Consider the following 11,302-nt stretch of genomic DNA (forward strand, 5'->3'; position numbering starts at 1 on the left):
GTTTTCATTCTTACCGTAGATTGCTCGTACCAACTTTATTTAGTCTTAGTTTTTAAGTTGATATGTTATTTATGTAAGATGGTGAGGCATTCGTCAAGACTTGTTTGAAAAACAGTCGATAAAGAGGGCAAATAATTAGTTTTAATAGCCAAAATAAATAAAACTTATGGTTCTATATGTTTTTTAGTTATTTAAATATAAGAAAAGACATTAAGCTATTTTTACTCTGACCACTTTCATTATTTCTATTTCAAAACCTGCAACGTTTTCGGTGTCGGGGTAGTAAGTAATATTAACTTGTTGGCCTTGCAAAGATTTGTACATTTTTTTGCGTTTGTACTTAAACGGAACATCAACACCTTTTAGCATCAGTGTATTCAACAACCAGTCGTCTTGCTCACGTTGAATATGCGAAACAACTTGGATTTGTTCGGTATGCACGAGTTTATTATGCTGTTTTAACAGCTTGTCAGATGGCGATTTCAAAATAAATTATCCTAGCCTAGTGCTAAAGCATTAGAAAAGTGTATTTGCGTTAGTATCTCAAGAATTAACTATTTTAAACAGCTTAAGTTTTTCTAATAAATATTATTAATCCCATTATTCAATGTTAACTCTAATAATATGATTGGTACTACTTTGATGAATTAAAAGATCGCCATCTCGAGTTGGTCGCATATGTCTAATTATGCCTGCATGCACTTTTCCAGAAGGGATAGCCCAGCTTTGAAATTTTTCGCTTGATGGATCGAACCGTACTAATGCATCGGGTCTCATTCCTGATTCATTATACCAAACGATGTTATTGACAACGGCTATTGCGTAAGGGTGAGATTGATGTCCACTGGGCGAGGGCCACTCTTTAATTTCACCATTTTTAGGGTTATATCTGCCAATCTTACCTTGTGAAGAATTAACGTACCAAATCATACCATCGCTAGATATATCGAGCCTACGTACCTTTGTTGCTTCGTTCGGCAATATTACATCGGTTAATTTCATTGTGTCAGGATCAACTTTTACTAAGCAATTTCTTCCATTACAAGCAACCCACGGAGTGCCATTAGCATCAATTTTAATGCCGTAAGGCTTAGAACGAGGTGAGTTCATGGTAACTAACTTTATTTCTCCATTAGATGGTGTTAATCGACCGATCATATTACTGTGTTGTAGTGTAAACCAAAGCGTTCCTTTATCATCGAATATTGCGCTGTGAGGATCTTTAGCCAGTTTGTTTGGCATTGCAAACTCAGTAATCTCACCCGTTTTACTATCTAGTTTACCGACCGTGCCGTTTTTGTTGCCGGTGTACCAAATATTTCCATTATTATCGGTAGTTACCGTATGAGGCATAGCATTTTCAGGTAATGGGTACTCTGTCATTTGTCCGAAATTTGGATCAATGCGACCAATGAGATTCGCTCGTTGTCCTGCCCACCAAATTGAACCATCAACCGTCTCTATAGGATCTCGTGAACGTTGCCCAAGGGTAGGTGTTTGCCATTGAGTAAAGCTTATTGTTGCATCACCCTGTATTAATTTTGGGGTGCGTTTTGAAGTTGGAGGATAGTTAGCAAAAAGGTATGTTATTATTTTTCGCTCAATTTCAGGTGTCGCAGATAAATCTATCATAGTGCGTGTTAATGATCGCCAGTCACTAGCATGATAACCTGAGCTTCTAGTAATTAAACTTTCTCGATGACAAGTTGTACAATAGTGCTTTGTTAAAGTTTTTCCTTCTGCATTTTTAACATCATCAACCAATCCTGCCTGAGTGTTTTGGCTATAAGCGCCAAAAGAAAAGTAATAACTAAAAATTAGTACGAACAGTTTTGCGATTGTAGATTTAATCATAACAATATTCCTTGCTAAATTTGTGAAGTTACACCATAGCTACTTTATGATAATTGAGGCTTGTGTGTAAATCTTTTCAACAATACTTAGTTGTGTGCCTTTTACATATTAAATAAAGCGACATATTTTTTATATGATATGGTAAAATTTTAACTAATTTAATGTTTAAAAGTGAAATACATCAACACATGCCAACCTCAAAATTATTAGCGCCTATTTTAACATTTTTGCAAGCAGAAACTCCCGATAGCTGGCTAAATGAAGCTAAGAAGGCAGAGCACTTACCTTTATTGCTTACCGATCATCTAATTTGTGAATTAAAAGCAGGGCAAACTGCAATGTGGTTAATTCGAAAGTATGCGGTAGACAAAGCGAGTGGTGATGCATTGTTGCAGTGGTTTCAGCCTTTTGAAAAGTACATCTACCGAAAAGAAGGGAACTTAAGCAGTTTAGCTGATCATAATAAACTATCAAAATCGATAGTGCCCAGAAGTGATGCGTTATTTGGCCAGAGCATTGTTGATAAAATGGTGCTGTTGATTAAAGAAGAATTACATCACTTTTATCAAGTGCTCGAAATAATGGATGCACGCGGCATTGAATATGAAAACATAACTGCCAGTCGATACGCTAAAGGCTTAATGAGCCAAGTTCGAACACATGAGCCTGTGACATTGATTGATAAGCTTATTTGTGGTGCTTACATCGAAGCGAGATCTTGTGAACGTTTTGCGAAGCTTGCGCCTTTGCTCGACGATGAGCTTCATAAATTTTATATTTCTTTGCTAAGATCTGAAGCTAGACATTTCCAAGATTATTTGACTTTGGCTGAGCAGATAGCGGGTGAAGATATTTCAGAAAGAGTTCACTTTTTTGGTCAAATAGAAGCAGGGCTCATTACAAGTCCTGATAAAGACTTTAAGTTTCACAGCGGCGTACCTTATTAAAACGCTTTATTGAGTAAAGTAAAGCCATTGGCATCGACTTTCAACCACGCGCCTTGTTCGTACCAGTCGCCTAATACGATACGTTTGGCGGGTAAGTTATTGGCTGAAATATCATGTACCCAAGGACGGTGAGTATGGCCGTGGATCAACCATTGGCATTGGTACGTTTCTAGACACTTTACAACTTCGAGTTTATTAACATCCATGATATCTTGGGCTTTCATTGCTGTAGCTGCAGCACTTTTCTTTCGATAATTGTCAGCAATTTTACGCCTAACAAATAAGGGCAGGGATGTGATCATCGTTTGCCACCACCACGAACGCGACTTTTTACGAAACTTTTGATAATCAACATCATCAATACACAATGTATCACCGTGCATAATTACTGCTTTTTGACCATATAGGTCAATAGCTTTAACTTCAGGTAGTAAAGTCATCCCAGATTTTTTTGCATATTTTTTGCCTAGCAAAAAATCTCTGTTGCCATGTATATAATAAATCATGGTGCCACTTTGTTTTAATGCAAATAATGCCGATGCAATATTTAATACGAATACACTATCGTCGTCATCACCAATCCAGCTTTCAAATAAATCCCCTAGAATATAAAGCGTTTTAGCAAGTACGGCTTCATTTTCTAGAAAATCGATAAAACATTGTGTTATATCGTTTCTATTTTGAGCAAGGTGAAGATCAGCAATAAAATAGGTAACATCCTGTTTAATTGACATCTGATTAGTGTATTCCTGGTTGAGTAAAATTAAAGTTCGGCATTAAATTCATTTTAATTAATAGCTGAGTATAAAATTAAGATATTTCAGTTGATTCAATAATAATCTCATCTTTTGGAACATCATCATGATAACCGCGACGACCAGTTTCGACGAGTGTCATTTTGTCTACTATGTCCATACCTTCAACAACTTCAGCAAAAACACAATAGCCCCAGCCAGACTCAGTCTCACTTTTATGATCTAAAAAGTCATTATCGGTTAAGTTAATGAAGAACTGTGCAGAAGCTGAATGTGGATCATTAGTACGAGCCATAGCTAGCGTGCCACGTTTGTTACTTAACCCATTGTTTGCTTCATTTTCTATTGAAGCACGAGAGTCTTTTTCTTCCATGCCTGCTGCAAATCCACCACCTTGTGCCATAAAACCTTTAATTACACGGTGAAAAATAGTGCCGTTATAGTAGCCTTCTTCAACGTATTGTTGAAAGTTTTTGGCTGTGATCGGCGCTTTATCGGCGTTAAGTTCAATTTTAATGTCACCAAGGTTTGTTTTAAAAGTAATCATATTTATCTCTTATTTTCTGTAAAAAAGTATAACCAATATTTAGTGTGTGGATTGTAGCGTATTTTTTTGGGAAATTGTGCAGATCTGGTGACCAATTTGTTTTGTTAAGGTACAATCGAGCTGATTATGCTCATTGGGAGCAAATAAAAATTTTACTAAAGGAAGTCAATAGCGTTATGTTGCAAATCTATAATACATTAAGCCGAAAAAAAGAAGTATTTAAACCTATCAATGAAGGAAAGGTTGGCTTATATGTGTGTGGCATTACTATTTATGACCTTTGTCACATTGGGCATGCGCGTACTTATGTTGCTTTCGATATTATCGCGAGATATTTTAAACACTTGGGTTATGATTTAACCCATGTACGTAATATTACCGACATAGACGATAAAATTATAACTCGTGCCAATGAAAATGGTGAAAGTGTTGAAGATCTTACGTTACGTATGACAGAGCAAATGTATCAAGACTTTGACGACTTAAACATTATGCGTCCTGATATTGCACCAACGGTTACCGGTCATATGCCTGAGATTATCGCTATGATAGAGAAATTGATCGAAAAAGGTCATGCTTATGTTGCAAGTAACGGTGACGTACTGTTTGAAGTTAGTACCTTTGAAAATTACGGTAAACTGAGTTTACAAAATTTAGACATGTTACAAGCAGGTGCTCGTGTTGATGTTGATACAACGAAAAAGAGCCCACTTGACTTTGTATTATGGAAAATGGCAAAACCAGATGAACCTAGTTGGGATTCTGTTTGGGGGAAAGGTCGTCCTGGCTGGCACATAGAGTGTTCTGCAATGAACTTAAAACATTTAGGCGAGCATTTTGATATTCATGGCGGCGGCTCAGATTTACAGTTTCCCCACCATGAAAATGAAATCGCACAGTCGTGCTGTGCTTCGGGTACTAGTTATGTTAACTATTGGATGCACGGCGGCATGGTGCAAGTTAATAAAGAAAAAATGTCAAAGTCATTAAATAACTTTTTTACTTTACGCAGCGTTCTTGATGAATATGATGCTGAGTCGGTACGTTTTTTCTTAACGTCAAGTCATTACCGTAGTCAGCTAAACTATTCACAAGATAATTTAGCTCAAGCGCGTGCAGGCCTTGAGCGTATTTATACATCGCTTCGTGGTGTAACCCCTGTGGAAGTTAGTTTAACAGGTAATGAATATGTCCAACGCTTCGAAAAAGCCATGAATGATGACTTTAATTGTCCTGAGGCAATGCCGGTATTGTTTGAGCTATCAAAAGAATTGAACCGCTTAAAAGCGGAAGGTGTTAATGAAAATAAAGCAGGGCAGCTTGCTTATATTTTAATAAAGCTTGGAGCGATTTTAGGTATTGCACAAAGTTCACCTGAAGCGTTTTTTCAAGGAGAGCAATCGAGTGACAATGAATCAGCCGTTGTAGAAGCATTAATAAAACAACGTAATGAAGCACGAGCTAATAAAGATTGGGCAAGTGCTGACGATGCTCGCGATAAGCTTAATGAAATGAAAATTATATTAGAAGACAGTGCAAACGGCACAACTTGGCGTAAAGGGTAAATAAAACTCGCTATAGCGAGTTATAATTTATTGAAAGTGATTGCTAGGTATGCCTCGCAATCACTTTTTTGTTTTTACTGACCAAATTCTTCACAAGCAATTAATGTGTTTTCAATTAAACTTGCTACTGTCATTGGGCCAACGCCGCCAGGAACCGGGGTTATGTGTGCGGCTTTAGTTTCGGCTACATCAAAACCAACATCACCAACCAATTTACCGTTATCTAAACGGTTAATACCTACATCAATTACAATTGCACCATCTTTTATCCATTCTCCTGGAATAAAGGCTGGCTTACCAACAGCGACAACTAATAGGTCTGCATTACGAACTTTCTCTTCAAGGTTTTTAGTAAATCGATGAGTAGTGGTTACTGTGCAACCTGCTAATAATAATTCTAGGGTCATTGGGCGACCGACAATATTAGAAGCACCTACCACGACAGCTTCTAAACCATGGGGTTTAATACCTGTTGATTCAATTAAAGTAATTATTCCCTTAGGAGTACAAGGCCGCAAGCCTGGTTGGCGTAAAACAAGTTTACCCACATTAAACGGGTGAAAACCATCAACGTCTTTTTTAGGGTTGATATGTTCAATCACCAAATTTGCATTCAATCCTTCAGGTAAAGGTAGTTGAACTAAAATTCCATCTATCGCATCATCTTGATTAAGCTCATCAATTAAGCTAAATAATTCACTTTCTGAAGTCGTATTTGGTAAATCATATGAACGAGACACGAATCCTACTTCTTCACATGCTCGGCGTTTACTTCCGACATAAACTTGTGATGCGGGATCACTTCCCACTAATATGACCGCTAAACCCGGTGCGCGCAATCCATTTGCAATTCGCTGATTGACCTTTTCTTTTACTGTGTTTCTTACCTTTGCGGCAATTGCTTTGCCATCAATTAATGTTGCTGTCATGATTAAGAATTATTACCGAATTGTTGCTACGTATAGCGGGGATGAAAATCTGCAGTATTTTGCCATAAGTCGTCAGGGATTTGTAGGCGAAAATACAGACATTTGTACAATATATCATAAGCAGCTGATTTTAATTCTGCTCTATTTACTTAAATAAACTATAAACCGAATTTGGTTCGAGTTAATTTACAAAATAAATAATCAATTTAACCCATTAAACTTAGTTGTATTTGATTAAAATTAAGCAATATGATTTAAAAGTGAGCGAACAAGACATTTTTTATAAAAAGTGTTTGACGGGGGTACAGCAACTCGGTAATATCCGCACCCGTTGAAAGCACACTTGTTTAGTTGCTTTAAACGCAAAAGATTTCGGTGATTAGCGCAGCTTGGTAGCGCACTTGGTTTGGGTCCAAGGGGTCGCAGGTTCGAATCCTGCATCACCGACCACTTTTGTTTATTTAATGACGGTTGTGAGAATAACAATACATTAAATTGTAAAAGCACTTTGTAGGTAAATGTGCGCCCTTAGCTCAGCTGGATAGAGCAACGCCCTTCTAAGGCGTGGGTCGCAGGTTCGAATCCTGCAGGGCGTGCCATATTTACAAAAGGCAAAAAATACAGTGGTGGCTATAGCTCAGTTGGTAGAGCCCCGGATTGTGATTCCGGTTGTCGAGGGTTCAAGTCCCTTTAGCCACCCCATTTTTTCTAAGACATATATATCGGTGATTAGCGCAGCTTGGTAGCGCACTTGGTTTGGGTCCAAGGGGTCGCAGGTTCGAATCCTGCATCACCGACCACTCTTTTCTAAATTAGCTCTTAGTCAGTAATTCTATAAAATCCAATACTTTTTGGATTGGAATTTACTAGGCTCTTCCTCTTATTTTCTATAAAATTGTTTGAATTTCATTCGAACGAAAAAATATTTTCTATATCTACTCGACTCTTGCTGCTTCCACCGCTATAATTTCGCGTCACTATTTTAATCTGAACCATATTTATTCGGATATTCCGAGCTCGAATAGCACAGGCTGTACGGGTATACGCAATAATTGCCCAGTGTTACGGTGTGCTTATTGTAGATAAAATTGTTCTTGAATGCGTAAATACGCTAAGTTTTGAGGTAATTAAATGCAAGTTTCAGTTGAGACTACACAAGGTTTGGAGCGTCGTTTGACTATTTCTGTTCCTGCCGAAACAGTAGATGTTGAAGTTAAAAACCGTCTTCGTCATATCGCTAAGACACAACGTATCAACGGCTTCCGCCCAGGTAAAGTTCCGCCAACAGTAATTCAAAAGCGTTACGGTAAATCTGTACGTCAAGAAGTCGCTGGCGAAATCATGCAGCGTAATTTTGTTGATGCAATTGTAGCTGAAAAATTAAACCCTGCGGGTCGTCCTAATTTTGTTGCTAAAAGCAATGAAGACGGCAAAGCATTAGAATTTGAAGCAACGTTTGAAATCTACCCAGTAGTGGAATTAAAAGATTTAGAAAAAATCACTATTGAACAGCCAGACGTTGATGTAACGGATAAAGATTTAGACGAAATGTTTGAAACGTTACAAAATCAGCACAAAACGTGGAAAGAAAACAAGCGTAAAACCAAAAAAGGCGATAAATTAACAATCGACTTTACTGGACGTGTTGACGGTGAAGTGTTTGAAGGTGGTAAAGCAGAAGCATTCGAACTTGAGTTAGGCGCTGGACGCATGATTCCTGGTTTCGAAAAAGACATTATCGGTATGAAAGTTGGTGAAGAAAAAACGATCACTGTTACTTTCCCTGAAGATTACCATGCTGAAAACCTTAAAGGTAAAGAAGCTGAATTCGATATTGTTGTTAACAAGACTGAAGGTCCTGTATTACCGAAAATTGATGAAGAATTTGCTAAGCTATTCAACATTGAAGAAGGTGGTGTTGAAGCATTACGTGATGAAGTACGTAAAAATATGACGCGTGAATTAACTCAAGCAGTTAAAACTAAAGTTAAAGAGCAAGTTATTGAAGGCTTATTGTCAACAAACAGCGTTGATCTTCCTAGTGCACTTGTTGCTCAAGAAGTTGATGTATTACGTCAACAAGCAATGCAGCGTTTTGCTGGTCAAATGGATCCTAAAAACATGCCTGAGCTTCCTGCAGATATGTTTACAGAACAAGCCGAACGTCGTGTTAAAATTGGTTTGTTGTTAGGTGAAGTTATTAAAGTTAACGAATTAAAAGTTAACGAAGACAAAGTGACAGACTTAATTGCTTCTGCTGCTTCTGCTTATGAAGATCCACAAGAAGTTATTGAATACTACAACAGCAATGCTGAAATGAAGCAACAAATGCAAAATGTTGCTTTAGAAGAGCAAGCAGTTGAACTTTTACTTGAAAAAGCAAAAGTTAAAAGTAAAAAAGCTAGCTTCAAAGATATTATGAATCCTGAAGGTAAATAGTCCTAGTACAAATTTTATTCACTCTTTACATTAAGAGGAATTAATTTGCCAAGGAACACCGCTTTCGATTGACATTAAGTCAAGCAATAGCTTAAATGGCTTGTATGGGGACATACGAGCCATTTTTTTAATTTAAGGATATATTTTTGTTTACTTCTATTAACAATTCTCATGATTTAACAAGTACGACAGAGAGTGCACTAGTGCCAATGGTTGTTGAACAAACACCTAAAGGCGAGCGCTCTTATGACATTTATTCTCGTTTATTAAAAGAGCGAGTAATCTTCCTATGTGGTCAAGTTGAAGATCACATGGCTAATTTAATCGTTGCTCAATTATTATTTTTAGAATCTGAAAGTCCAGATAAAGACATCTTTTTATATATCAACTCACCAGGTGGTTCAGTAACTGCTGGTATGGCGATTTATGATACAATGAAATTTATCAAGCCAAATATCAGCACAGTATGTATTGGTCAAGCTGCTAGTATGGGCGCCTTTTTATTGTCAGGTGGTGAAAAAGGAAAACGTTATTGTCTTCCTAATGCTCGCGTTATGATTCATCAACCGCTAGGCGGTTTTCAAGGCCAAGCGTCTGATATTGAAATTCATGCGAAAGAAATTTTATATATTAAAGAAAAGTTAAACCGTTTAATGGCTGATCATACTGGCCAACCATTAGATAAAGTCTCTCACGATACTGATCGTGATAATTTCTTAAGTGCTCAAAGCGCTGTTGATTATGGTTTAGTAGATGCCATATTAGAACAAAGAGACATTAACAAATAAAAATTGTATTAGTTTAGATGTATTGTAATTTTGAAATTTTAAAGGCTTAAGATTACAATTTAAACTGTCAATACTAAATTAAGGATAAGAGGTACGGTATGACCGATATAAAAAGTGGTGACGGTGATAACGGCAAGTTACTGTATTGCTCTTTTTGTGGCAAAAGCCAACATGAAGTTCGTAAATTAATTGCAGGCCCTTCGGTTTTTGTTTGTGATGAATGTGTTGAGCTTTGTAACGATATTATTCGTGAAGAAATTAAAGAGATTTCGCCAAAAGAAGACAATGAAAGCCTTCCTACACCGATTGAAATTCGTGAAAGTTTAGATGATTACGTTATCGGTCAAGAACATGCGAAAAAAGTACTAGCGGTTGCGGTTTATAATCACTATAAGCGTTTACGTAATGGAGATACCCATAACGGAATTGAGCTTGGTAAAAGTAATATCTTACTTATTGGGCCTACTGGTAGTGGTAAAACTTTATTGGCAGAAACGTTAGCACGTTTACTTGACGTACCATTTACCATGGCAGATGCGACCACATTAACAGAAGCTGGTTATGTTGGTGAAGATGTAGAAAATATCATCCAAAAGCTGTTGCAAAAATGTGATTACGATGTAGAAAAAGCCCAGCGTGGTATTGTTTACATTGATGAAATTGATAAAATTTCTCGTAAGTCTGATAACCCTTCAATTACCCGTGACGTATCTGGTGAAGGTGTTCAGCAAGCCCTGTTAAAGCTAATTGAAGGCACGATTGCTTCTGTACCTCCTCAAGGTGGTCGTAAGCATCCGCAACAAGAGTTTTTGCAAGTCGATACATCTAAGATCCTCTTTATTTGTGGTGGTGCTTTTTCTGGTTTAGATAAAGTTATTGAACAACGCTCATTAAAGGGGACAGGTATTGGTTTTGGTGCTGAAGTTCGTAGTAAAGACGTTGAAAAAACGTTAACAGAGAACTTCCAGAACGTTGAACCTGAAGATTTAGTGAAATACGGGTTAATACCTGAATTTATTGGTCGATTACCTGTGGTTGCTACCTTAACTGAATTAGATGAAGATGCATTGATTCAGATCTTACAAGAGCCTAAGAATGCCTTAACTAAACAATTTACAGCGCTTTTTGATATGGAAGGTGTTGAATTAGAGTTTAGAGAAGATGCGTTAAAAGCAATTGCCAATAAGGCGATGGTTCGTAAAACTGGTGCACGTGGTTTACGCTCGATTGTTGAAGGTGTATTACTTGAAACTATGTATGAGCTTCCTTCAATGGAAGATGCCGCGAAAGTTGTGGTTGATGAAACTGTAATAAAAGGTGAATCAAAACCTTTAGTTATTTTAGAATCTTCGCAAGATAAAGCTGTTTCTGAGTAAGTTCACCTGATTATTTTTATAAAAGAGCCTAAATGGCTCTTTTTTTTTGTTTATCTGTTGAAAGCTAGGGTTAAATCCCCATATATTTTCTAAAGAACATTT

General features: G+C 37.2%; 10 protein-coding genes and 4 tRNA genes. 9 read left to right on the top strand and 5 right to left on the bottom strand.

Going from position 1 to position 11,302, the window contains the following annotated elements; genetic code table 11:
* Positions 1 to 210: 210 nt before the first annotated feature.
* Together AC27G3_RS10535 and AC27G3_RS10540 are read right to left on the bottom strand one after the other, a co-directional pair.
* Positions 211 to 486: a hypothetical protein gene (locus AC27G3_RS10535; RefSeq protein ID WP_487121356.1), complete on the bottom strand. Its 276-nt coding sequence runs from the start codon at positions 484 to 486 to the stop codon at positions 211 to 213.
* A gap of 114 nt (positions 487 to 600) precedes the next feature.
* Positions 601 to 1,854, bottom strand: a complete 1,254-nt coding sequence (locus AC27G3_RS10540; RefSeq protein ID WP_487121358.1) for a Vgb family protein — start codon at positions 1,852 to 1,854, stop codon at positions 601 to 603.
* Positions 1,855 to 2,042: 188 nt separating this feature from the next.
* Between AC27G3_RS10540 and miaE the strand changes: the two genes are divergently transcribed.
* Positions 2,043 to 2,801, top strand: coding sequence for a tRNA isopentenyl-2-thiomethyl-A-37 hydroxylase MiaE (gene miaE / locus AC27G3_RS10545; RefSeq protein WP_487121360.1), 759 nt, complete (start codon positions 2,043 to 2,045; stop codon positions 2,799 to 2,801).
* Here miaE and AC27G3_RS10550 read toward each other — a convergent pair.
* Complete coding sequence (locus tag AC27G3_RS10550; protein WP_487121362.1) at positions 2,798 to 3,535, bottom strand: UDP-2,3-diacylglucosamine diphosphatase; 738 nt, start codon at positions 3,533 to 3,535, stop codon at positions 2,798 to 2,800. The two genes, miaE and AC27G3_RS10550, sit on opposite strands and share 4 nt — an antisense overlap.
* A 76-nt stretch (positions 3,536 to 3,611) precedes the next feature.
* Positions 3,612 to 4,103 carry a peptidylprolyl isomerase gene (locus AC27G3_RS10555; protein WP_487121364.1) on the bottom strand — a complete coding sequence of 164 codons (492 nt, stop codon included), beginning with the start codon at positions 4,101 to 4,103 and terminating at the stop codon, positions 3,612 to 3,614.
* Between the two features lie 176 nt (positions 4,104 to 4,279).
* On the opposite strand from AC27G3_RS10555, the gene cysS reads away from it, so the two are divergent.
* Complete coding sequence (gene cysS / locus AC27G3_RS10560) at positions 4,280 to 5,668, top strand: cysteine--tRNA ligase (RefSeq protein WP_487121366.1); 1,389 nt, start codon at positions 4,280 to 4,282, stop codon at positions 5,666 to 5,668.
* Positions 5,669 to 5,742: 74 nt separating this feature from the next.
* Here the strand turns inward: cysS and folD are convergent, their stop codons facing one another.
* On the bottom strand, positions 5,743 to 6,597 hold the full coding sequence (gene folD, locus AC27G3_RS10565) for a bifunctional methylenetetrahydrofolate dehydrogenase/methenyltetrahydrofolate cyclohydrolase FolD (RefSeq protein ID WP_487121368.1): 855 nt from the start codon (positions 6,595 to 6,597) through the stop codon (positions 5,743 to 5,745).
* A gap of 373 nt (positions 6,598 to 6,970) precedes the next feature.
* Between folD and AC27G3_RS10570 the strand changes: the two genes are divergently transcribed.
* From AC27G3_RS10570 to clpX, 7 genes are all read left to right on the top strand, one after another.
* Positions 6,971 to 7,047 (top strand) — tRNA-Pro (locus tag AC27G3_RS10570).
* A gap of 72 nt (positions 7,048 to 7,119) precedes the next feature.
* Positions 7,120 to 7,196: transfer RNA gene (locus AC27G3_RS10575), tRNA-Arg, on the top strand.
* Between the two features lie 27 nt (positions 7,197 to 7,223).
* Positions 7,224 to 7,299, top strand: a tRNA-His gene (locus AC27G3_RS10580).
* 21 nt (positions 7,300 to 7,320) lie between these two features.
* Positions 7,321 to 7,397 (top strand) — tRNA-Pro (locus AC27G3_RS10585).
* A 331-nt stretch (positions 7,398 to 7,728) separates the two neighbouring features.
* Positions 7,729 to 9,036, top strand: a complete 1,308-nt coding sequence (tig, locus tag AC27G3_RS10590) for a trigger factor (protein ID WP_487121370.1) — start codon at positions 7,729 to 7,731, stop codon at positions 9,034 to 9,036.
* Positions 9,037 to 9,194: 158 nt separating this feature from the next.
* Complete coding sequence (clpP, locus tag AC27G3_RS10595) at positions 9,195 to 9,824, top strand: ATP-dependent Clp endopeptidase proteolytic subunit ClpP (RefSeq protein WP_487121539.1); 630 nt, start codon at positions 9,195 to 9,197, stop codon at positions 9,822 to 9,824.
* Between the two features lie 98 nt (positions 9,825 to 9,922).
* Entirely contained in the window at positions 9,923 to 11,200 is a 1,278-nt protein-coding gene (clpX, locus tag AC27G3_RS10600) for an ATP-dependent protease ATP-binding subunit ClpX (protein ID WP_487121371.1), read from the top strand.
* Positions 11,201 to 11,302 lie beyond the last annotated feature (102 nt).

This window comes from Colwellia sp. SU-HH01217 (assembly GCF_057543495.1).